The organism is Niveispirillum sp. BGYR6, from assembly GCF_027568365.1.
Lineage (GTDB): Bacteria > Pseudomonadota > Alphaproteobacteria > Azospirillales > Azospirillaceae > Niveispirillum.
Genome location: NZ_JANLNL010000012.1, coordinates 10,485 through 35,849 on the forward strand (window position 1 = coordinate 10,485; position 25,365 = coordinate 35,849).

Consider the following 25,365-nt stretch of genomic DNA (forward strand, 5'->3'; position numbering starts at 1 on the left):
CACTCCTGGGCATTAGCAGGGCCCTTCTGTTGCGGTTCTGGCGGATGGTGGCCATGTCGTTGTGTGGCAGTCGCAGGGCCAGAGTGACAGCAGCGTCGCCTGGAGAGCTTATGGTCAGCGCTACGACGCGTCTGGTCGGGCGATTGGTGGTGAGTTTCCGGTTACGGCGCGGAGCACTCTCGGATATCAGACGGAGCTCTCGGTCGGTGCCCTGTCGGATGGCGGCTTTGTTGTGGCGTGGCAGGACGGCGCACTTGAGGGTTCTGGCAACAAGACGGGGATAGCGTTTCAGCGCTATGACGCCAAGGGTGTGGCGGTTGGTGGCCCTACCGTGGCGAACACCTATCTGGAGGGTGATCAATATTATCCGTCAGTGACGGGCCTGAGCAATGGCGGCTTTGTGATTGCCTTTGCGGATGTGACCCTGGGTGAAGTGTCGGCACGTCTTTATGGCGCCAATGGCCAGCCGATTGGCAATCAGGTTCTGTGGGTCAATAGCAACACGACGGGGACGCAGACGCTGCCGGTTGTGTCGGCCTTGCCGGGTGGCGGCTATGTGATTGTCTGGCAGGGTGTTGACAGCAGCAGTGAAGGGATTTCGGCGCGGATATATAAGGCGGATGGCAAGCCGCTGACGGGTGAATTCCAGGTCAATGCGACATTGACAGGGGGGCAGTATCGGCCGGCGGTGACGACGCTGTCGGATGGCAGCTTTGTTGTGGGCTGGATGGGTGCCGACAGCAACGATCTGGGGATTGTAACGCGTCGTTTCAGCGCCACGGGCGTGGCGCTGGGGAACGAGATGGTGGTGAACAGCTACCAGACGGGTCGTCAGTCGGATGTGACGCTGTCGGCGCTGACGGATGGCGGCTACATGGTTGGCTGGACCTCCTATGGCCAGGATGGCGATGTGGAGGGTGTCTATGGCCAGCGTTTCACGGCCTATGACACGAAACTGGATGCGGAATTCCGGGTGAATGGCTCGGTGGCGCTGGCGCAGTCGCGGGCTGTTGTGGCGGGGCGTCCGGATGGCGGCTATGTGATCGCCTGGGACAGCGATGGCAGCGATGGTTCCGGGCTGGGGGTTTATCAACGTATCTGGAGCACGCCGCCGGCCGGTCAGTTCGTCACGCCGGAGGTGCGGGCGAACAGCTATACGAATTCCCATCAGCAGAGCCCATCGGTGACGGTGCTGGCCGATGGCGGGCATGTGATTGTCTGGCAGTCTTATGCCCAGACTGGCGGAAATGTCTGGAAGATTTTTGGCCAGCGCTATGATGCGGCCGGTGTGGCCGTGGGGGGTGAGTTCCAGGTCAATGCGTCGACCACCAATACCGGTCATCAGAACGAGGCGTCGGTGGCGGCCCTGGCCAATGGCGGCTTTGTGGTGGCCTGGCACGATAATGGTGGGGACACGGATGGCTATGGCGTGGTTTTCCAGCGCTATGATGCCAATGGGGTGAAGGTTGGTGGCCCGGCGACAGTCAATACAGCTGTGACGGGGACACAGGCGAACCCGTCCGTGGCGGGATTGAGCAATGGCGGCTTTGTCATTGTGTTTGAGGATCAGTATAGCGGGGAGATCTCGGCCCGGCTTTACGGGGCGGACGGGGTGGCGATTGGCAACCAGTTTGGCTGGGTGAACAATATCACGGCCAACACGCAATCCGCGCCCTCGGTTGCTGCCCTGCCGGGTGGCGGCTTTGTCGTTACCTGGTTGAGTGATGGTATCGGCATTGCGGCGCGCATTTTCAAGGCGGATGGTAAAGCCCTGGCGAATGAGTTCCAAGTGAATGCCACGGCGGGCGGTCCGGGGCAGCCTGTGGTGACGACATTGGCGGATGGCAGCTTTGTTGTGGCCTGGCGGGGGACCGACAGTAACAGCAGTGGCATTGTCACACGGCATTTCAGCACCACGGGCGTGGCGCTTGGCGGTGATGTGGCGGTCAACACCTATCAGACGGGCGCCCAGTCCCTGCCGACGATCACGGCGCTGGCGGATGGCGGCTATATTGTCAGCTGGACATCTGCCGGCCAGGATGGCAGCGGCGATGGTGTCTATGCCCAGCGTTTTTCGGCGACCGATATCAAAGTAGGCGGTGAGTTCCGCGTCACGGAGACCACCGCCCAGGGCCAGACCCGCGCCAGCATCGCCGGCCGCGCCGATGGCGGCTTTGTCGTCGCCTGGGACAGCGATGGCCAGGATGGCTCAAACCTTGGCGTGTATAGCCGGATTTATACCACCGACAGCAAAGTCCCCGGTGCGGGCAATCCCGTCGCCGGGACGGAAGGCAATGATGTGCTGACAGCCCTTTATGGGCCGGCCAGCATCAACGGCTATGGCGGGAATGACAGCATCACCGGTACGCCCCTTGCCGATACGCTGATCGGCGGGGCCGGCAATGATACGCTGGACGGACTGGGGGGGATCGACAGCCTGATCGGCGGCACCGGCAATGACGTATTCCGCGTTGATGTGCTGGGCGATGTTGTGGTTGAGGCCGCCGGCGAGGGCACAGACCGGATTGAGACGGCGCTGACCACCTATAGTCTGGCCACCATTGCCAATGTGGAAAATCTCACCTTTACTGGTACCGGCAATTTCACCGGCAACGGCAATGCGCTGGCCAACAGCATAACCGGTGGCGCCGGGAATGACACGCTAGATGGCGGTACCGGGGTGGATACCCTGGTGGGCGGTGCCGGCAATGACCTGTACAAGGTCGATCATGCCGGCGACGTTGTGGTGGAAGCGGCGGGTGCCGGCCTGGACACCGTGGAAGCGACGGTCAGCGGCGTGACGCTGGCGGCCAATGTGGAAAACCTGATCTTTACCGGCAGCGGCAATTTTGCCGGCACAGGCAATGGTTCCGACAACAGCATCACCGGTGGTGCTGGCAATGATACGCTCTCCGGCGGTGGCGGGAACGATACCCTGGTTGGCGGTACCGGTGTCGATAGCCTGATCGGTGGTACCGGCAATGACCTGTACCGGGTGGACAATGCCGGCGATGTGATTGTTGAGGCAGCGGGCGAAGGCACGGATACGGTGGAGGCGACCGCCACCATGGTGACGCTCTCCGCCAATGTGGAGAACCTGATCTTTACCGGCAGCGGCAATTTTACCGGTGCGGGCAATGCTTCCGACAACAGCATCACCGGCGGTGCCGGCAATGATACGCTCTCCGGCGGTGGTGGGAACGACACCCTGATCGGTGGTGCCGGTGCGGATAGCCTGATCGGCGGTACCGGCAATGACCTGTACCGGGTGGACAATGCCGGTGACGTGATTGTGGAGGCAGCGGGTGAGGGTACGGATCAGGTTGAGACAAACCTGTCCAGCCTGACCCTTGCCGCTAATGTGGAGAATCTGCGCTTTACCGGCACCGGTGCCTTCACAGGTATGGGCAATGCGGCGGATAACAGCATTGTTGGTGGGGCGGGCGATGACACCCTGTCCGGTGGTGATGCGGGCGCCGATACATTGGTGGGCGGTGCCGGCAACGATACTTATATTGTTGATCATGCCGGTGTGACCCTGGTGGAGCAGGTCAATGCCGGGCGGGATGGGGTGCAGACCAGCCTGTCGGCCTTTACCCTGGCCGCCAATCTGGAGAACTTGACCTATGGCGGCAGCAGCGATTTCGCCGGCACGGGGAATGAGCTGGCCAACAGCATTGCCGGCGGTGCCGGCAATGATACGCTGATCGGGGGTGATGGCGACGATACGCTGGATGGCGGCAGCGGGGTTGACCAGCTTTCTGGCGGGGCGGGTGCTGACTGGGTGGATTATCGCGCGTCCGGCGACGGGGTGACGGTTGATCTTGCCACCGGCACTGCCAGCGGCGGGGATGCACAGGGCGACAGCCTGTCCAGTATCGAAAATATTTACGGCTCCCTGGGTTTCGACCTGCTGCGCGGCGATGATGGTGCCAACCAGCTGGTGGGTGAGGATGGTGACGACACGCTGCAGGGCGGGGGCGGCAACGATACGCTCAGCGGCGGTGAGGGCGATGATGTCGCCCTCTTCCGCGGTAATCTGGCGGATTATGTGATTGAGGCGGTGAACGCCACCACGGTCCGGGTCCGGCATATTTCCCCCACTGGCAGCATCAATGACGGCACTGATCTGCTGACCGGGGTGGAGACCCTGCGTTTCAATGATCAGGATGTGGAGCTGAGCGGGGTCAATCTGGTGCCGCTGGCCAAGGCCGATACGTTCCTCAGCATTGAGGGGCAGCCGGTAACCATCCTGCCGGCCAAACTGCTGGCCAACGATCTTGACCTGAATGGCGATAGCCTCTCCGTCACAGGGGTTTCCGATCCGGTCAATGGCACGGTGGAGATTGATGAACAGGGCCAGATCATTTTCACCCCCGCCACGGGCGTGACGGCGGCTGGTTCCTTCACCTATGTGATCAGCGATGGGCGCGGCGGCACGGCATCGGCCACGGTGACCGTGACACGGGCACCGGTTGATGCGGCCCTGACCCCGGTTGACGCGGATGCCAATCCCGACCGCGTGATGGAGGGGGAGGCGTCCGGCGTGGCTGTCGGCGTGACGGCCCGCAGCACCGCGCCCAATGGCCAGCCGGTTGCCTATTCGCTGTTGAACAATCCCGATGATCTGTTTGTCATTGATACTGTTACCGGCGTCATCACGACGGCGGTGGGTGCCACTTTCGATGCGGCGGGGACGACGGATTATACGCTGACGGTGGTGGCCCAGGACAGCACCGGCCATATCGGCCTGCAGGACTTTACCGTCACCGTGATGAATACGCCGCCGGAAACACCGGAGGATATCGATAAAGCGGCCAATGTCGCCTCCGACCTCTGGCAGAACGGCACCAGGGTGGGCATCACGGTCGCCAGCAGCGATATCAGTGGCGGGGACGTCACCTATGCGCTGACCGATGATGCCGGCGGCCGGTTCCAGATCGACGCGCAAACGGGGGTGGTAACCATCAAGGATGCCTCCCTGCTGGATCCGTCGCGGGCCACGCCCTACACGATCAAGGCCGTTGCCAATGACGGTCTGGATAATGGCGCCGAGCAGAGCTTCAACATCGCCGTTTCGCACCTGGCACCGCCCCCGGCATCCGGCCAGACGGCTAATCTGGGCGCAGGCGCGGTGGTGCAGGTCAACAGCCACACGGCGAATGACCAGATGCGGCCGGTGGTGACCACCCTGGCCAATGGGGGCCATGTCATCATCTGGCAATCCGCCAAACAGGATATTTCCGGTTCCTCGGTGCGGATGCAGTTTTTTGATGCCGCCGGGAATGCGGTCGGTGGGGAAACGGCCATACCGGGTGTGGCCGGTGCGGCCCCGTCGACAGTGGCGCTGTCCGATGGTGGTTTTGCTGTCTTCTGGCAGCAGGCCGGCATCAAGGGGCAGCGCTATGATGCCGATGGTCATGCGGTGGGGAACAGCTTCACTGTCGCTTCTTCACCAACGACCGGCTCGCCCGTTGCCACATTGCTGGCTGATGGCTCGCTGGCGGTGGCATGGACAGGCCGGGCGAAGTACAGCCCAAGCCCGAGTGACATCCTGGTTCGCCGTATCAGTGTGGATGGAGAACCGCTGGGGCCGACGGTATTTGCCGGCCGTCCCTATAAGGGCATACCGGATAGCTACAGTCAGCCGGCAATTGAGGCGACTGCGGATGGCGGGTTCGTTCTCAGCTGGAGCGAAGGATGGTATAATTCCAATATCGGCGAAAATATCCGGGCGCAGCGGTTCAATAGTGATGGGCTTATGGTCGGACCCGGTCTTGCTGTTCCCAGTATTACTAAACACACGCAGAGTAACTCCTCCATCTTGGGGCTGGATGATGGCTCCTTCATTGTTGTCTGGTCTGGCTGGGGAAGTTCTGGCCGGGAGGGTGACATTTTCATGCAGCGCTATGCGGCCAATGGCAGCCGCATCGGCGGTGAAACGCTCGTGAACAGCTTCACCATCGGCGGTCAGTCGGACCCCGATATTGTGCAACTGGCCGATGGGACCTTTGTCATTGCCTGGTCGTCCTATACCATCCCTGGTGCCGGCAACGGCATCTCCGCACGACGTTTCACCAAGGATGGTGAGCGCATCGGTGGTGAGTTTGACATCACCACCAGCGGCATGGGGCAAACGCGGGATGTGGAGCTGGCCGCGCGCAGCGACGGCGGTTTTGTGGCGACCTGGAGCGGTACCAAGATTGATGGCAGCGGCTATGCCGTGATGAGCCGTGTGTTCCAGGCCAACAGCACGCCGCCGGTCATCCATGCGACCACGGATGTGGTTGCCGTCGGTGGCTCCCTTTCCGCCGCCGCCCTGCTGCGGCAGGGGCATATCCAGGGGGATGCCTTTGCCGGTGGCAACCTGCAGGTTCTGAAGACCTACCAGTTCATTGATACCAGCGCCGATCCGACCAGCGGCCATTTTGTCCTGAACGGGGTGGCGCAGGCAGCTGGTCAGGTGATCCAGGTTTCAGCAACGGATCTGGCCAAGCTGCGCTTTGTCGGCGGTTCTGGGGCGGCCCTGGACAGCATCCAGGTCCGTGCGTCCGACGGGCTGGTATGGAGTGACTGGCAGACTTCCACCGTTTCCACCTTGGCGCCATCTTCCGTGTTGGTGACCAATGGGGTGGAAACCTTGGTCAATAACGTCTCGACCCAACGGCAGTTCCTGCCCAAGGTGACGACGTTGGCCGATGGTGGTCATGTCATCATCTTCCAGAGCATGTTGGAGAATGGAAACGGGAGCAGCGTTTTTGGCCAACGCTATGACGCGTCGGGCAATAAGACGGGTGATCAGTTCCTGGTACCGATGCGCCATTTCGCATCTGAGGGACAGCCATCGGTGACCACTTTGGCTGATGGCGGCTTTGTTGTCCTATGGCAGGGCGAAGGCCTGAATGGTCAGCGCTATGATTCTCGTGGCGTTAAGGTTGGGGAGCAATTCGCGATCACCAGCGTGTCCGTCTCGGGTACGCCGCAAGCGGCCCTGCTGAACGACGACAGCTTGGTCGTAACGTATTTTGGCCCGGTGGGGGCGACAACGCACGGGCTCTATCTTCAGCGGATATCGGCCGAAGGGAACCGGATTGATGCAAGGCAGTTGGCATCAGCGCCCAAGGGGAATGTGGGGGGCGCCCTTACATATTCTGATATTATCAGCCTGCCAAATGGTGGCTATGTCGTCACCTGGACCGATAACACCTATCAAACGGTAAATGGCAGCGACGTGTTCGGCCGTGTTTATGACGCCCATGGCAACAGCGTCACCGGTGCGTTCCGGGTCAACACCTACCAGGTCAGTACACAGGAAAGATCAGTCCTGGCTCGCCAAGGGGATACTGGCTTTGTGGTTGCCTGGGCGGGCGTCCATCCCGGCGCTAACCATGATATCTACATCCAGCGCTTTGACCTTGCTGGCGGCAAGATCGGGGGGGAGATACGGGTCAACACCACGACTGCTCAAGTCCAGACCGTGCCCAAGATCATTGAGCTGGTTGGTGGTGATCTTCTGGTGGCCTGGCACTCCTATTTCCAGGATGGCAGCCTCGCCGGCATCTATGCCCAGCGTCTGACCGCCTCTGGTGAGAAGATTGGCAATGAGTTCCGGCTCAACACCATCACTCTCAACGATCAGCAGGACGTACAGCTTGTTGCCCGCGCCGATGGTGGTTTTGTTGCTGTCTGGGCGTCAGGCTATAAGAACGACTATGATATTTACACCACGGTCTATGGTTCGCCGGAGAGCCTGCCCAACGGCTATGTGCATCTTTTCGGCACCAGCGGAAATGACACGCTGACGGGAACGGATTACCGGGACCGGATTTGGGGTGAAGCTGGCAATGACAGCCTGTCCGGTGGCAAGGCCGAGGATATGCTGGAAGGCGGGGCCGGCAATGATACGCTGGATGGCGGCAGCGGGGCCGACATCCTGATCGGTGGCCAGGGAGACGATGTCTATATCGTCGATGACAGCGGCGATGTGATCACCGAGAATGCCAATGAGGGCGTGGACACGGTGCGCACCAGTCTGTCCAGCTACAGCCTGCCGGCCAATGTCGAAAATCTGGCCTTCATCGGCAGCGGCAATTTCACCGGCACCGGCAATGCGGCCGACAATTCCATCACCGGTGGTGCCGGGGATGATACGCTGATCGGGCTGGCCGGCAATGATACGCTGGATGGCGGCGCCGGGAACGACCAGATGGAGGGGGGCAGCGGCAACGATGTCTATATCGTTGACGCTGCCGGCGACATCGTGGTGGAGGCGGCCAACGGCGGCACGGATGAGGTGCGGACAGCCCTGTCCGCCTATACCCTGCCGGCGGAGGTTGAACGCCTGACCTATACCGGCACTGGTGCCTTTGCCGGCACCGGCAATGCCCAGGCCAACAGCATCACCGGCGGCGCCGGCAATGATACGCTGGACGGCGCCGGGGGTGCTGACACGCTGGTCGGCGGGGACGGGAACGACACCTATCTCGTCGCCGACAGTCTGGCCGTCATCACCGAAACCGCGACGGGCGGCACGGATACGGTGCAGTCCCGCGCCCATGCCTATAGCCTGTCGGCCAATGTGGAAAATCTGGTCTTTGTCGGGACCGGGGATTTCGCCGGCACCGGTAACGCCCTGGCCAACAGCATTAGCGGGGGTGCGGGCAACGATACGCTGAATGGCGGGGCTGGGGCGGATACGCTGGTGGGGGGCGCGGGCGATGACACCTATGTCATTGACAGCACCCAGGATGTGATCAGCGAAGCGGCGGGCGAGGGCAGCGATACGGTGCGTACCAGCCTGTCTGCTTATACGCTGACGGCGAATGTGGAGAACCTCACCTATATTGGTGGCGGAAACTTCGCCGGTACCGGCAACAGCGCCAATAATGTTATCACCGGCGGGGCCGGGGCCGACACCTTGACCGGTGGTGCCGGCAGCGACACCCTGGTCGGCGGCCAGGGCAATGATCTCTACCTTGTCACCGACGCCGATGACCAGATCGTTGAACTGGCCGGGCAGGGCACGGACACGGTACAAACCGCGCTGAATGCCTATACCCTGGCCAATGAGGTGGAAAATCTGCTGTTCACCGGCAGCGGTGCTTTTGCCGGCACCGGCAATGCCAGCGCCAACAGCATCACCGGTGCCGCCGGGGCTGATACGTTGGCCGGTGGGGCTGGCATTGACACCCTGGTGGGTGGCACCGGCGACGACACCTATATCGTGGAACAGACGGGCGATGTGGTGGTTGAAGCCGCCTCGGCCGGTGTGGACGTCGTGCAGTCGCTGGCCAATGCCTATACGCTGTCCGCCAATGTGGAGAACCTCGCCTTCATCGGCAGCGGTGCCTTTGCCGGTACCGGCAATGCCAGCGCCAACAGCATCAGCGGCGGGGCAGGGAACGATACGCTGGATGGTGGTGCCGGGGCCGATACGCTGGAAGGCGGCCTTGGCGACGATACCTATATTGTCGACAATCTCGGCGATCAGCTGGTCGAAAATGCCGGTGGCGGGGTGGATACGGTCCGCACCACGCTGACCAGCTATAGCCTGGGGGTCGGGCTGGAGAACCTGACCTATATTGGCGGCGGCAACTTCACCGGTGTCGGCAATGATGCCGACAATCTGATCACCGGTGCGGCTGGTGCCGATACGCTGACCGGCGGCGCCGGCAGCGATACGCTGACCGGTGGGGCAGGGAACGACCTCTATCGCATTGATGATGCCGGTGATCAGATCATCGAAGCGGCCGGCCAGGGCACGGACCGGGTGGAAACCGCCCTGTCCGCCCTGACCCTGGCTGCCAATGTGGAGAACCTGACCTATACCGACAGCGGCAATTTCGCTGGCACCGGCAATAATCTGGCGAACAGCATTACCGGCGGGGCTGGGGCCGATACGCTGGATGGTGCGGCTGGCGCGGATACGCTGGTCGGCGGCCTGGGCAACGACACCTATCTGGTGGATGATGCCGGTGATCAGGTGGTGGAAGCCGCCGATGCCGGGACGGACAATGTTGTTGCCAGTGCCGCCGCCTACACCCTGGGTGCCAATCTGGAGAACCTCTCCTATAGCGGCACTGGTGCCTTTGCCGGTACCGGCAACAGTCTGGCCAACAGCATTACCGGCGGGGCCGGCAATGACACGCTGAACGGGGCGGCCGGGGCGGACACGCTGGTCGGTGGCGTGGGTGACGATACCTATATCGTCGGCGATGCCGACGATCTGGTGACGGAACAGGCCGGTGAAGGCACTGATGAGGTGCGGACCACGCTGACCAGCCTGACCTTGATGGCCAATGTGGAAAATCTGACCTTCATTGGCACGGGTGCCTTTACCGGCACCGGCAATGATCTGGCCAACAGCATCAGTGGTGGGGCCGGCAATGACACGCTGACCGGTGGCGCCGGTGCCGATACGCTGGTCGGTGGCGCCGGGGACGACAGCTATATCGTGGAACAGACCGCTGACTTGGTGGTGGAGCAGGCTGGCGGCGGCAATGACCATGTCCAGTCGCTGGCCAATGCCTACACCCTGTCGGCAGAGGTGGAACGGCTGAGCTTTATCGGCACGGGCGATTTTGCCGGTACCGGTAATGATCTGGCCAACAGCATCAGTGGTGGGGTCGGCAACGACACGCTGGATGGCGGGGCCGGGGCTGATACGCTGGAAGGCGGGGCCGGCAACGATACCTATATCGTTGATGATGCCGGTGATCAGATCAGCGACAGCGCAGGCGTTGATACGGTGCGCACCAGCCTGTCGGCCTATACGCTGGCGGCGGGGCTGGAAAACCTTGTCTTTACCGGGACCGGTAACTTCACCGGGACCGGCAATGACGTGGCCAACAGCATCAGCGGCGGTGCCGGAAACGACACGCTGGATGGTGCAGCCGGGGCCGATACCCTGGCCGGTGGGGCCGGCAACGATGTCTATATCGTTGATGATGCTGGTGATCAGATCATCGAAGCGGCTGGCCAAGGCACGGACCGGGTGGAAACCACCCTGTCCGCCCTGACCCTGGCCACCAATGTGGAGAACCTGACCTATACCGGCAGCGGCAATTTCACCGGCATCGGCAATAGCGGGAATAACAGTCTGGTCGGCGGTGTCGGTAACGACACGCTGGATGGTCAGTCCGGCAACGATACGCTGGATGGCGGCAGCGGTGCCGACAGCATGGTGGGCGGCCAGGGCAATGACATTTTCATCGTCGATGATGTCGGCGATGTGGTGGTGGAAGCGGCAGGCCAGGGCACAGACACGGTGCGCACCAACCTTGCCGCCTATACGCTGGCCGCCAATGTGGAAAATCTTGTCTTCACCGGCTCCGGTGGCTTTGCCGGTACCGGCAATAATCTGGCCAACAGCATCACCGGTGGCACCGGCGATGACACGCTGGAAGGGTTGGATGGTAACGACACGCTGGTTGGCGGCAATGGCAATGACAGCCTGAGCGGCGGGGCCGGCAATGACAGCCTGAATGGCGGTGCCGGGGCCGACACGCTGGTGGGTGGCGCTGGCAACGACATATTCCTGGTCGATAATGTCGGTGATCAGGTGGTGGAAGCCGCCGATGAAGGGGCGGATCTGGTCCAGTCCTCCATCACCTATGTGCTGGGTGCCAACCTGGAGAACCTGACCCTGACCGGCAGTGCCGCCATCAATGGTACCGGCAATGATGCCGATAACCAGATTACCGGCAATGGTGCCGCCAATCTGCTGGTCGGCGGGGCCGGCAATGACAGTCTGAATGGCGGTGGCGGGGCCGATACGCTGGAAGGTGGTGTGGGGGATGATCTCTATACTGTCGACAATATCGGCGATGTCGTCACTGAAGCCGCAGGGGAAGGGACCGATACGGTTCAGGCCTCCGTCAGCTACAGCCTGTCGGCGGAGGTGGAGAATCTGACGCTGACAGGTAGCGGTGCCATCAATGGTACCGGCAATGTGCTGGCCAATATCCTGACCGGCAATAGCGGTGCCAACCGCCTGGACGGTGGCATCGGGGCTGATACGCTGATCGGCGGGGCGGGCGATGACACCTATATCGTCGATGACCTGGGCGATGTGGTGACGGAAGCCGCCAGCCAAGGTACGGACAAGGTGGAAACCAGCCTGTCCAGCTATGTGCTGGGCACCAATCTGGAGAATCTGGCCTATACCGGCAGCGGTGATTTTACCGGTACCGGCAACACCGCCGCCAACAGCATCGCCGGCGGCGCTGGCAATGATACGCTGGATGGCGGCCTTGGTGCAGACACCCTAGCCGGCGGTGGCGGCGATGATCTCTACCTTGTCGACAATGCCGGTGACGTGGTGGTGGAGGCCAGCGGCGCGGGTATGGACACCGTTCGTACCGGCCTGTCCAGCCTGACCCTGGCCGCCAATGTGGAGAACCTGACCTATACCGGCAGCGGCAATTTCGCTGGCACGGGTAACGCGGCGGCCAACGTGCTGACCGGTGGGGCCGGTAACGACACGCTGAATGGCGGTGCCGGGGCCGACACGCTGGAAGGTGGCGCTGGCGATGATACCTATGTCATTGACAATGTTGATGACCAGATCATCGGGGCGGGTGGCATTGATACCGTTCAAACCACACTTTCCAGCCTGACCCTCTCAACCGTGCTGGAGAACCTGACCTATGCCGGCAGCGGCAATTTCGCCGGTACGGGTAACGCGTTGGCCAACATGCTGACCGGCGGTGCCGGTAATGACATGCTGGATGGTGGTGTTGGTGCCGATACGCTGGTCGGCGGGGCGGGTGATGACACCTATATCGTTGACGATCTGGGCGATGTGGTGACGGAAGCCGCCGGGCAGGGTGTGGACAAGGTGGAAACCAGCTTGTCCAGCCTGACCCTTGCCGCCGAAGTGGAGAACCTGACCTATACCGGCAGCGGGAATTTCGCCGGTACGGGTAACGCGGCGGCCAATGCGCTGACCGGCGGTGCCGGTAACGACACGCTGAATGGCGGTGTTGGTGCCGATACGCTGGTCGGCGGGGCGGGTGATGACACCTATATCGTTGACGATCTGGGCGATGTGGTGACGGAAGCCGCCGGGCAGGGTGTGGACAAGGTGGAAACCAGCCTTTCCAGCCTCACCCTTGCCGCCGAAGTGGAGAACCTGACCTACACCGGCAGCGGCAATTTCGCCGGTACGGGCAACGCGCTGGCCAATGCGCTGACCGGCGGTGCCGGTAACGACACGCTGGATGGCGGTGTTGGTGCCGATACGCTGGTCGGTGGGGTGGGGGATGACACCTATATCGTCGACGATCTGGGCGATGTGGTGACGGAAGCGGCCGGTCAGGGTGTGGACAAAGTGGAAACCAACCTGTCCAGCCTGACCCTGGCAGCGGAGGTAGAGAACCTGACCTATACCGGCAGCGGCAATTTCGCCGGCACGGGCAACGCGTTGGCCAACCTGCTGACCGGCGGTGCCGGTAACGACACGCTGGATGGTGGCGTCGGTGCCGATACGCTGGTCGGCGGCGCGGGTGATGACACCTACATCGTCGACGATCTGGGCGATGTGGTGACGGAAGCGGCCGGTCAGGGGGTGGACAAGGTGGAAACCAACCTGTCCAGCCTGACCCTGGCCGCTGAAGTGGAGAACCTGACCTATACCGGCAGCGGGAATTTCGCCGGTACGGCCAACGCGTTGGCCAATGCGCTGACCGGCGGTGCCGGTAACGACACGCTGGATGGCGGTGTTGGTGCCGATACGCTGGTCGGCGGGGCGGGTGATGATACCTATATCGTCGACGATCTGGGCGATGTGGTGACGGAAGCCGCCGGGCAGGGTGTGGACAAGGTGGAAACCAGCCTGTCCAGCCTGACCCTTGCCGCCGAAGTGGAGAACCTGACCTATACCGGCAGCGGGAATTTCGCCGGTGCGGGCAACGCGTTGGCCAATGCGCTGACCGGCGGTGCCGGTAACGACACGCTGGATGGCGGTGTTGGTGCCGATACGCTGGTCGGTGGGGTGGGGGATGACACCTATATCGTTGACGATGTGGGCGATGTGGTGACGGAAGCCGCCGGGCAGGGTGTGGACAAGGTGGAAACCAACCTGTCCAGCCTCACCCTTGCCGCCGAAGTGGAGAACCTGACCTATACCGGCAGCGGGAATTTCGCCGGTACGGGCAACGCGTTGGCCAACGTGCTGACCGGCGGTGCCGGTAACGACACGCTGGATGGCGGTGTTGGTGCCGATACGCTGGTCGGTGGGGCGGGGGCCGATCGGTTTGTTGTTGATGACGGTGATACGGTCAGTGACTTCGCAGCTGTCCAGGGTGATGTGCTGGATCTGTCAGGAGTGGATGCTGACAGCAGTGCTGTGGGACATCAGAGCTTTATCTGGATCGACACAGGCGCTTTCAGCAATGTCGCGGGTCAGCTGTGCTGGCAGTCTGATGCGACAGCGTTGAAGCTGCTGGCTGATCGGGATGGCGATGGCGTTGCTGATCTGGAGATCACGCTTGCCAATATCACCACGATCACCAATGCAGACCTGATCATGTAGTGACAGTGCCAGGGCCTCTTGTTCGTCGATCAAGAGGCCCTGGCTACCCTGGGATGCCGAGGGGCGGCACAGTTCAGGTGGGCTTTTACCCTCACCCCAGATCATCCACCATGCCCAGCAGGCTCAGGCTGCTTTCGGCGATCATGCCGATGGGTGTCGCGGTGAAGGCCAGCCGTCCCTCTGCCCGGCCGGCATACTGGTAATGGCTGATCAGGGCCAGCGGGTTATAGCCGAAAACATCCAGCAGATCGGGGTTCAGGGCGGCGTAAGCGTCCACACTGAACCCGGTCGCCTGCCGGCCCTCCGCCCTTCCGTAATTGGCATAATGGCTGACCAGGGCGGCATGGTTCAGGCCGAAGGCGTTGAACAGGTCCGGGTTCAAGGCCGCATAGGCTTCGGCATCAAAGCCCAGAGCCAGGCGGCCTTCCGCCTGTCCGGAGGTGGTGTAATGGCGGATCAGCGCGGTCTTATCCAGGCCGAAGACCTTGAAAAGGTCCGGGTTCAGCGCCGCATAGGCTTCGGCATCAAAGCCAAAGGTCGCCCGCTGTTCCGCCCGGCCAAAGCGTTGGTAATGATTGCTGAGCGCGGATTCATTGAAACCGAAATTGTTGAGCAGATCCGGGTTCAGGGCGGCATAGGCATCCAGGTCAAAGCCATTGGCCGCCCGGCCCTCCGCGCGGCCATATTTTACGTAATGCTTGATGGTGGAAACGGCATCATCACCAAAAACCGCAACCAGATCAGGGTTTTGGCTGCGGTACGCCGCCAGGGAGAAGGCGGGCTCGCTGCTGTCATCATCCACAATGATGCCGGTGGCGATCAGGCTGCTGGTGCCGCCGGCCAACTGGGCACCCTTGATGTCACTGATCAGCAGCTGCACTGTCTCGTTGTTTTCCAGCGTGCGGTCACCCAGGACATCCAGCGCCACGGCGGCGGTTTTTGCACCCGCCGCAATGGTCACCGTCTGTTCCAGCGCCGTATAGTCGCGCCCCGCTGTGGCGGTGCCGCCACTGCTGCGCACGGTGAAACTGACCGCCGTGGCCGCCGGGCCAGACAGGGTGAAGGTGAAGATCAGCTTGCTGATACCGCCATTATCCAGTTCCAGCACCGGGCGGGTGCTGGCTGTCAGGGTTTGATCCACCAGGGTGGGGGCGGCAATGGTGCGGTCGTTGAATTTTAGCCACTCAATGCCAGTGAGCGTATCCGTCTCCCCACTGATGCTGCTGACGCGGATTTCCGTGCCTTCAGTGGCGATGCGGTAACTCGTATAATTGCCACTGAAAATGGCTCTATCTGTACCGTCTCCGCCAATAAGCGTGTCGTTGCCTGAACCACCATTAAGGGTATCGTTGCCACTACCCCCTATAATTGAATCCTGACCATCATCACCATATAAAGTATCGTCTTGATCGCTCCCGTCAAGGGTATCATTTCCACTGCCACCATACATATAATCATCACCGACGCCACCATTCAAATAATCGTTTCCGTCAGCGCCATTTATAAAGTCAGGGCCACTCAGGCCATAAATCTGGTCATCATCGGAACTGCCCGATATTCCGTCTGGTTCGTCACTTCCATATTTCACCATTGAAAAAATGGTTCTTTGATCGTTATTTTTTCTATCAAAAACATATGGTATCGGATTTTCCAGCTGTGCTGTTTGTTCTGCTGACGATCCAGTTCCGCCCTGGAATGAGGATAGTAGAATATCAAACAAATTGCCGCCTGCAATGTTCATCATTTTTCTCCATTTTTCTGGAAGCACTAGTTATGCCAATCTGCGATGATTTCGACTCATCTCATCTTGGTGGGACGGCGATGGCCACCGCGTGGCTCGTAACACATGAAGCCAAGCCAACGGAGTTGGCGCCGGCGCTTGCGGATTTTGTTCAGAAATTATCGGTTCTGATCAAGGCAACTGGGTACTAGGTGGACGGGGATTCGAATCCCTTAACATCGCCGAGTTTGGCTTGACCTTGATCACCCCAGATCATCCACCATGCCCAGCAGGCTCAGGCTGCTTTCGGCGATCATGCCGATGGGTGTCGCGGTGAAGGCCAGCCGTCCCTCTGCCCGGCCGGCATATTGGTAATGGCTGATCAGGGCCAGTGGGTTATAGCCGAAAACATCCAGCAGATCGGGGTTCAGGGCGGCGTAAGCGTCCACACTGAACCCCGTCGCCTGCCGGCCCTCCGCCCTTCCGTAATTGGCATAATGGCTGACCAGGGCGGCATGGTTCAGGCCGAAGGCGTTGAACAGGTCCGGGTTCAAGGCCGCATAGGCTTCGGCATCAAAGCCCAGAGCCAGGCGGCCTTCCGCCTGTCCGGAGGTGGTGTAATGGCGGATCAGCGCGGTCTTATCCAGGCCGAAGACCTTGAAAAGGTCCGGGTTCAGCGCCGCATAGGCTTCGGCATCAAAGCCAAAGGTCGCCCGCTGTTCCGCCCGGCCAAAGCGTTGGTAATGATTGCTGAGCGCGGATTCATTGAAACCGAAATTGTTGAGCAGATCCGGGTTCAGGGCGGCATAGGCATCCAGGTCAAAGCCATTGGCCGCCCGGCCCTCCGCGCGGCCATATTTTACGTAATGCTTGATGGTGGAAACGGCATCATCACCAAAAACCGCAACCAGATCAGGGTTTTGGCTGCGGTACGCCGCCAGGGAGAAGGCGGGCTCGCTGCTGTCATCATCCTGAATGATGCCGGTGGCGATCAGGCTGCTGGTGCCGCCGGCCAACTGGGCACCCTTGATGTCACTGATCAGCAGCTGGACTGTCTCGTTGTTTTCCAGCGTGCGGTCACCCAGGACATCCAGCGTCACGGCGGCGGTTTTTGCACCCGCCGCAATGGTCACCGTCTGTTCCAGCGCCGTATAGTCGCGCCCCGCTGTGGCGGTGCCGCCACTGCTGCGCACGGTGAAACTGACCGCCGTGGCCGCCGGGCCAGACAGGGTGAAGGTGAAAACCAGCTTGCTGATACCGCCATTATCCAGTTCCAGCACCGGGCGGGCGCTGGCTGTCAGGGTCGGGTCAACAGTTTTGGGAGCATCAATTGTACGATCAGCAAATTTAAGCCGTTCGATCCCGATCAATGTATTGACTTCACCATTCGGGAAGGTAATGCGAACTTCTGTGCCTTCGGTGGCAATGCTGTAGCGGGCATAATTTTCGGATAAAACGGCCGTATCCGTTCCAGCACCCCCAATCAGTGTGTCGTTACCAGATGATCCACCATCCAAAGTATCATTGCCATCTCCACCATCCAGATAATCATTACCGTTACCACCATTCAGGGAATCATCTCCCGTGCCGCCGGAAAGGCTGTCAGTTCCGGCACCCCCTTGAAGGGTGTCATTGCCGGTGCCACCCACCAACGTATTCTTGCCATAGGCAGACGACGATACGTAATCATCACCGGTGCCACCATCCAGATAAATATTTTCACCGGAGCCGTAGAGTGTATCCTGACCATCACCGCCTAATAAACTAGCCACATTTTCCAGCGTACTGATGCCACCGCCCTGAAGCGTATCATTCCCAGCCCCGCCACTCAGTGTGTTGGCACCTGAGCCATCAGAATACAGATAATCATCACCAACGCCACCATCAAGATAATTTCTTCCTTCAGAATCCCTTAGGCTGTCATTGCCTTCACCGCCCTCAAGCTGATCATCGCCCGCTTCCCCATTCAAGGTGTCATTTGCAAGGCCCCCCACCAGTGTGTCATTGCCGCCACCTCCCTTTAGCTCGTCATTTCCGTCGCCCCCATCAAGGCTGTCAGCCCCGTTGCCAGCCAGAAGAGTGTCATTGCCGCCAGCGCCGATCAGGGTCGTTTTGCCGGAATAATCAATTGTCGACAGATAGTCATTTTTGGCGCCCCCATCCAAATAATCGTTGCCCCCATCGCCATAGAGCCAATCCTGACCATCGCCGCCAAATAGGCTGTCATTTCCTGAGTTGCCATAGATCGTGTCATTGCCTGGGCCACCATCAAGTCGATCATCACCGGCATCGCCGAACAGGGAATCATCTCCCAGTTCGCCTATCAATGTGTCGTCTCCGGCCCCACCGTTTATCGTATCATTCCCATCCCCACCATTCAGGCTTTCATTGCTGGTACCGCCATCAAGTCTATCGTCACCAGGGGAGCCAGCTGCCAACAGCCTGTTGTTATTGGCATAGTCAACGAGATCATGAACCATGTCGCTGTCGGTTAAGATCGTTACTTTCAGCATTGTTCTCTCCGCCGTTTCCGCTTTGCTGCTTGGTTCAATCCATCGTGGGCATTCAAGGTGCTCGTTATCCGTTGGGTGAGGCAGCGAAGCGTGTGATAGGGTGCTTCTGAATTGGGGCAGAACACCTTATGGATTGGCGTCTTAACCTTCCCCAACGGACAGGATCATTTTAAATCCTGGCGATGAAGTCTCGCTTCCCCCGTTTGGGTGAATGCTGGCGGCAGAAAGATGACGCCTTGTCATCATTGCGGCAGGAATTTAAAATCGTAAGAGAATGATCCCGGCTAGCAGGGAACGACATGCGGCTTGATCTGGACGGCATTTATGCCGCGATAGAGGATGACGGCGCATTTGATGGGCTGGCAGGTCAGGTTGCTGCCGCCTGCGGTACCCGTTCAGCCCTCGTTGTCAGTCTCACGAAGGAGGGGATGCCGGCGTTCGTACAAACGAACTACTGGGATCAAAATTTCATGAAGGATTACCAACAGTACTTCATGAATAGTGATCCTTGGACGGGATTGGGGGTTAAGCTTGGCCGTTTCGGTCGCGCTGCTGCGCTGGATACTATAATCATACCCGAGCAGTTCCGACGGACACCGCTCTATAATGATCTGATCCGGATGCATGGCGATGATACGGCCCGATGCCTTGGCGTGATGCCGGTCCTCGGTCGGGAGGGCTTGATTGTCGCGGTTCATCGCGCGGCCGGGGATACGGCTTTCACTGCTCCAGAAGAACAGAGGCTTGATGAGGTTTATGGCCATATTCACCGTGTTGTTTTACTTAGAAAAAGCTTGGCCTCGGTACAGAATAAAGCCATGCGTCTTCAAGACATGGTTGATAGCAGCAATGATGCAATCGTGCGCATTGACCGCAATCTGCGTGTGGTTGCGATATCCGCGGCAGCCGAACGTCTGCTTCAGGCGCGCGATGGCCTGATGCTGCGGGAGCAGCGCCTTGTGCCACCAGTTGGCATAAGGGCGGAGCTTCTCGCAGCCGTAACTGCCATTATTGATCGGACGGGCCTGACGCGCACCGCTCTGTTTTGCCCACGGCCATCAGGTTGTCGCTCCTACAGACTGGTGTTAATGCCGGCAGGGTTTGAGGGTTCATCCGGCGTGTTATTGCGAATTGATGACCCGGATCACGCACCGCCACCAGGCTGGCAACACATGGTGCAAAATGCCTATCGTCTTTCCGGGATGGAGGCAGATCTAGCTGAACGCCTCTATGTCGGGTTTACTCTTGACGAGATTGCAGCGCAACGTGGTGTGTCAAAAGAAACAGTCCGCACACAGCTAAAATCGTTGCTCCATAAAGCGGATGTAAATAGGCAGAGTTCGCTCATTAAACTGCTGGCTAAATTTTAATATTTTTTGCTTTTTGGCATATATATCCACTTAATTTATGCGTGAAGTTTATTGAATTGAGGGTGGTTTTTTCTGTTTGGTTAATTTAATGGCCAGGGACCCCATATGTAGGGCTCCGATATGCTGCACGGACGGTGGGGCGGCAGCCTCTGCCGTACCCAGTTGCGACGAGTGGAACGCATCGCAACTGGATAGTCTGCCTGGGTTTGTAGGCGCCTGCGCCGTCTGTGTCAGGTGATCACCCCATGTCGTCCACCATGCCCAGCAGGCTCAGGCTGCTTTCGGCGATCATGCCGCTGATGGGTGTCGCGGTGAAGGCCAGCCGTCCCTCTGCCCGGCCGGCATATTGGTAATGGCTGATCAGGGCCAGCGGGTTATAGCCGAAAACATCCAGCAGATCGGGGTTCAGGGCGGCGTAAGCGTCCACACTGAACCCGGTCGCCTGCCGGCCCTCCGCCCTTCCGTAATTGGCATAATGGCTGGCCAGGGCGGCATGGTTCAGGCCGAAGGCGTTGAACAGGTCCGGGTTCAAGGCGGCATAGGCTTCGGCATCAAAGCCCAGAGCCAGGCGGCCTTCCGCCTGTCCGGAGGTGGTGTAATGGCGGATCAGCGCGGTCTTATCCAGGCCGAAGACCTTGAAAAGGTCCGGGTTCAGCGCCGCATAGGCTTCGGCATCAAAGCCAAAGGTCGCCCGCTGTTCCGCCCGGCCAAAGCGTTGGTAATGATTGCTGAGCGCGGATTCATTGAAACCGAAATTGTTGAGCAGATCCGGGTTCAGGGCGGCATAGGCATCCAGGTCAAAGCCATTGGCCGCCCGGCCCTCCGCGCGGCCATATTTTACGTAATGCTTGATGGTGGAAACGGCATCATCACCAAAAACCGCAACCAGATCAGGGTTTTGGCTGCGGTACGCCTCCAGAGAGAAGGCGGGGTTTGTTGTATCATCATCCTGAATGATGCCGGTGACGATCAGGCTGCTGGCGCCGCCGGCCAACTGGGCGCCCTTGATGTCACTGATCAGCAGCTGGACGGTTTCATTGCCTTCCATGAAGCGATCATTCTGAACCTCCACGGTCACCATGGCGACCTTGGCACCCGCTTCGATGGTGACCAGCTGATTGGATATCGTGTAACCCCGGCCACCAACATTATCGAAATATTTCTTGTAATCGATTCCGTCGGTGGCCGTTCCGCCATTGATCCGAATGCTGAAACTGACCGCCGTGCTGGCGGCCTCTGACAAGGTGATTGTATAAATCAGTTTTGCTATCTTTGCTGCCGCCCCTTCCACCGCCGGTTGGGCGGCAACCGTCAACGTTGGATAAACCGGGGCCGGGGCAGCGACGGTGCGATCATCGAATTTCAGCCATTCGATACCGGTCAGTCTGTCCACTTCCCCTTTACTGTTGGTGACACGAACCTCCTCCCCCTGCAAAGCGATGGCGTAGCTGGCATAGGTGCCGGCGAAAATGGCCGTATCGGTCCCGGCACCGCCCACCAGCGTGTCATTGCCGGCCCCGCCAGTCAGGCTGTTATCGGCCAGATTGCCGGTCAACAGGTCATTGCTATTGCCACCAATGGCATTTTCAATGACGGTGCCATAACCGATGAAGAACTGACCTTCGGTCAGGAACAGATCGTTCTTCGCCCCGAACCAACCCCAGCCGCCATCACGCAGATCAATGGTTACCGCCTGGGCGGAACCGCTGGCCGACACCGTGTCATTGCCGCCGCCATCCCAGATGTAATCGCCCTTCTTCGTCGGCGAAAGTATATAGGTATCGGCGCCGTTGCGGATATCCTTGTTGGGGCCGTAGATGTACTGGATGGCGGCGATGTCATAGACGCCGAGGCCCGTATTGGAATAGCCATAATAGGACATCTGCGTGTTGCTGTCATTGTCCTCTTGTATGGGTAGAAATGGCGGCTCCGATCCAGCGGTGCCATAATTCCCGGGGTGTTTGAATCCAAGTACGTGGCCAATTTCGTGGATGTGGGTACTCAGGCTCACGCCGCTGGAATGCATCCAGATTTCACCTTTTGCCAGCCCCAGCGTACCATACCCCCCAACATCCAATTCTGCGGCAGCAAACACGATATCTGCTTTCGCGTCCGCTTCGGTGAAGCGGACATTGGCAACCTCTCCCCATTTGGCAAATGCCTGTCTGGCGAGCGATTTTTCTGATTCGTTGAAAATGCGTGGATTTTTTCCATTATAAAATATCGTGACGGATAAATCTGTTCTCCATCCAAATGTAACAATAGCCTTATCCGTATTATCTCTTGTTGAATGCGATTTGTTTGCAACCAAAGATTGGATGAAGTATGGAGAAGGTGTCCCTTCCTCAATATATATTACTCTTTCAATTCCTGCATCGGGAACGTAACCCCGCACCGAAACAATGGCGGTATCGTTAGTGCCGCTGGTATCTGAGATTAAATCCCGTATATCATCAATATAGTAGGTATCATCACCGTCACCCCCGTAGAGGGTGTCAATCCCGCTCCCACCCGTCAAGGTGTCATTACCCCCGTCAGCAAAGATAAAATCGTTACCCTCTCCCCCATCCAGCATATCGGCGTCATTGGCGCCATAAAGCGAGTCGTTACCGCCCCCGCCCACCAATGTCGACCTCCCGCCGGTTGTGGAGTTGTAATAATCGCCTAAAATATAGTCATCACCGCTACCACCATTCAAATAATCATTCCCGCCACTGCCATAAATGCTGTCATTTCCTCCGCCGCCATACAGGCTGTCATTCCCGCCACTGCCATAAATACTGTCATTTCCTTCGCCGCCATACAGACTGTCATTGCCGCCGCCCCCGGTCAGGAAGTCATTACCGGCATCGCCTTCAAGAAGATCATCGCCTGTCCCCCCGTTGAGATCATCATTTCCCAGGCCGCCGATCAAGGTGTCGGATCCGTCGTAGCCATTGGCGACATCGCTGCCATCGCTGCCGATCAAAATATCTGTACCGCCGCCCCCAGTCAGGGTGTCATTACCAGTGCCACCGATTAATGTCGAATTGCCAAAGTAACCAGTTATGCTGATATAATCATCGTCGGCTCCACCATCCAGAAGATCGTCTCCATCACCGCCGTAAAGCATATCTTTTCCAATACCGCCCTTTAAAATATCGTTGCCCCCGTAAGAATAGAGAAAATCGTTCCCTTCTCCCCCATCCAGTATATCGGCGTCATTGGCGCCATAGAGCGTGTCATTACCATGTCCCCCAACCAATGTCAGCTTCCCGGCGCGCGTGGAACTGTAGTAGTCGCCTAGAATATAATCATCTCCACTCCCACCATCCAAGTAATCGACTCCACCAGCTCCGTAAAGACTGTCATTCCCCTCACCCCCATACAGGTTGTCATTCCCTCCGCCCCCGGTTAGGGTGTCATTCCCGGCGCCACCGTCTAGAAGATTGTTGCCTGTCCCCCCGTTGAGATCATCATTTCCCAGGCCGCCGATGAGGGTGTCGGATCCGTCGTAGCCACCGGCTGCATCGTCGCCATCGCCACCGATCAAAATATCCGCACCGCCGCCGCCGACCAGCGTGTCATTCCCTGTATCGCCGATTAATGTTGTATTGCCAAAATAGCCGTTGGTGCTGAGATAATCATCATCGGCGCCGCCATCCAACAGATCTTCACCATCACCGCCGTAAAGCGTGTCTTTTCCATTTCCGCCTTTCAAAGTGTCGTTGCCGGCCGAATAGCCGTAGAACACATCGTTCCCATCACCACCATCCAGGCTGTCATTGCCGATACCACCGTTCAGCGTGTCATTCCCTGAATTGCCGATCAGCGTGTCGTTTCCCGCGTAACCTGTCAGCATATCCGCGTCCGGGCCGCCGATCAGCCGGTCATCGCCGGCACCGCCCGTTAGGGTTTCCGGGGCGGCGGCGATAATATCACTGGTATTTTCACCGGGGTTTTCCGCCAAAATGGCGCGTGGTGTTGGCTTTGGCTCGGCCACGACAAGCAGCTGTGCATTGCCTTCTGCAGCCTCAGTCCCCGTTGAACGCGTAGTGCGCAGGAAAGGCAATAGGAACATTGCTTGCCTGTTGCCGCACGCCATACACATCGTCTTCCTCCAGCCTGCCGAGAGTATTCTTATCGGTAACCACGGCTTAAAATCACCACTGGCTGAAGCATAAGAGACAATTATTACACGCAAAAGGAATGGGGCGCGTGCCTATCCTTCAGGATAGGTTTCCCTACTTATTCCCTGCCCCGGTGACCGTCAGGGGCTCCGGATCTCCATCGCTGGAAGCCTGTATTACAGTGCCAGTTCCGTATCTTCCTGTGCCAGCCGCACCAGATCCACCATGGCGGCGCGGGCGGCCACCGGGTCGCTGTTGCCGATGGCTTCATAGAGCACGCGGTGATCGGCCACCGGGTCGCGCGGCAATTTACGCTTGCGCTGTTTGAAAATGGTGGTCCAGCTGACGGCGGCGGAGATGGTGCTGGACAGGGTCATCAGCGGTGCGTTGCGGGAGGCTTCCAGGATGGCGTGATGGAACAGCTGGTCCGCCTCCCGCCCGGCTTCCGTGGCCAGCCCGTGGCGGGCCATTTCTTCCAGTGCGTGGCCCATGCGGGCCAGATCGGCGCCGCTGCGGCGTACAGCCGCCAGCTCGGCGGCCGAGGGTTCGATGATCATGCGCAGTTCGAACAGGTCGCGGATGAATTCCACACTCGGCTCCCCTTCGAACATCCAGGCCAGCACATCGGGGTCCAGCAGGTTCCAGCGTTCCTTTTCCGTTACCCGCGTGCCGGTGCGCGGCCGGCTTTCCACCAGCCCCTTGGCGGACAGGATGCGCACCGCCTCCCGATAGGCGGTGCGGGAGACGTCCAGCTGTTCGGAAAACTCAATCTCCCCCGGCAGCGTGTCGCCCGGCTTGTAAATGCCGGTGACAATATCCACGCCCAGATCATGGGCGATGGAACCATGGATCCGCTTCATGGATGTGGTATTCAAGCCGGTGGTCCGGGGACCGGTCTGTTCCTTGCGCTGACGCATCTTTACCCTGCGGGTTTTCCTTGGCCCGGCAAAGGTGCCGGGCTGGCCATTATAGCCCGGTTTTCCAGCTTTTGGGATAGTCATCCTCAGCCTAGTCGGCAAAATTGCACGATTTGTCAGAGAAATAGGCGGGCTGGGCTTGCCCCCGGCGGGGGCGGAAATGGCTGGCTCTGTCTGTCATCGACAGGCCAGCCCCGTGTCCG

General features: G+C 59.5%; 7 protein-coding genes. 3 read left to right on the forward strand and 4 right to left on the reverse strand.

Annotated elements, in window-relative coordinates; genetic code table 11:
* Positions 1-61: 61 nt before the first annotated feature.
* Positions 62-14,533, forward strand: coding sequence for a cadherin-like domain-containing protein (locus PCJ49_RS20550; RefSeq protein WP_269912583.1), 14,472 nt, complete (start codon positions 62-64; stop codon positions 14,531-14,533).
* Positions 14,534-14,624: 91 nt separating this feature from the next.
* On the opposite strand, the gene PCJ49_RS20555 is transcribed toward PCJ49_RS20550, so the two are convergent.
* Positions 14,625-16,124: a Calx-beta domain-containing protein gene (locus PCJ49_RS20555; RefSeq protein WP_269912584.1), complete on the reverse strand. Its 1,500-nt coding sequence runs from the start codon at positions 16,122-16,124 to the stop codon at positions 14,625-14,627.
* Between PCJ49_RS20555 and PCJ49_RS20560 the strand changes: the two genes are divergently transcribed.
* Positions 16,124-16,465, forward strand: coding sequence for a hypothetical protein (locus PCJ49_RS20560; protein WP_269912585.1), 342 nt, complete (start codon positions 16,124-16,126; stop codon positions 16,463-16,465). The genes PCJ49_RS20555 and PCJ49_RS20560 overlap by 1 nt on opposite strands.
* A 51-nt stretch (positions 16,466-16,516) precedes the next feature.
* Here the strand turns inward: PCJ49_RS20560 and PCJ49_RS20565 are convergent, their stop codons facing one another.
* On the reverse strand, positions 16,517-18,766 hold the full coding sequence (locus tag PCJ49_RS20565; protein ID WP_269912586.1) for a Calx-beta domain-containing protein: 2,250 nt from the start codon (positions 18,764-18,766) through the stop codon (positions 16,517-16,519).
* A gap of 299 nt (positions 18,767-19,065) precedes the next feature.
* Between PCJ49_RS20565 and PCJ49_RS20570 the strand changes: the two genes are divergently transcribed.
* Positions 19,066-20,136 carry a PAS domain-containing protein gene (locus tag PCJ49_RS20570; RefSeq protein ID WP_269912587.1) on the forward strand — a complete coding sequence of 357 codons (1,071 nt, stop codon included), beginning with the start codon at positions 19,066-19,068 and terminating at the stop codon, positions 20,134-20,136.
* Positions 20,137-20,374: 238 nt separating this feature from the next.
* Here PCJ49_RS20570 and PCJ49_RS20575 read toward each other — a convergent pair whose 3' ends face one another.
* Positions 20,375-24,220 (reverse strand): M10 family metallopeptidase C-terminal domain-containing protein, encoded by a 3,846-nt coding sequence (locus PCJ49_RS20575; protein WP_269912588.1) that lies wholly within the window; start codon positions 24,218-24,220, stop codon positions 20,375-20,377.
* Between the two features lie 201 nt (positions 24,221-24,421).
* Complete coding sequence (locus tag PCJ49_RS20580) at positions 24,422-25,105, reverse strand: FadR/GntR family transcriptional regulator (RefSeq protein WP_269912589.1); 684 nt, start codon at positions 25,103-25,105, stop codon at positions 24,422-24,424.
* Positions 25,106-25,365 lie beyond the last annotated feature (260 nt).

Coding starts and splice junctions, on each gene's coding strand:
- PCJ49_RS20555 (WP_269912584.1), bottom strand. CDS start 16,124: ATGGTGAAATATGGAAGTGACGAACCAGACGGAATATCGGGCAGTTCC.
- PCJ49_RS20565 (WP_269912586.1), bottom strand. CDS start 18,766: ATGCTGAAAGTAACGATCTTAACCGACAGCGACATGGTTCATGATCTC.
- PCJ49_RS20570 (WP_269912587.1), top strand. CDS start 19,066: ATGCGGCTTGATCTGGACGGCATTTATGCCGCGATAGAGGATGACGGC.
- PCJ49_RS20575 (WP_269912588.1), bottom strand. CDS start 24,220: ATGGCGTGCGGCAACAGGCAAGCAATGTTCCTATTGCCTTTCCTGCGC.
- PCJ49_RS20580 (WP_269912589.1), bottom strand. CDS start 25,105: ATGAAGCGGATCCATGGTTCCATCGCCCATGATCTGGGCGTGGATATT.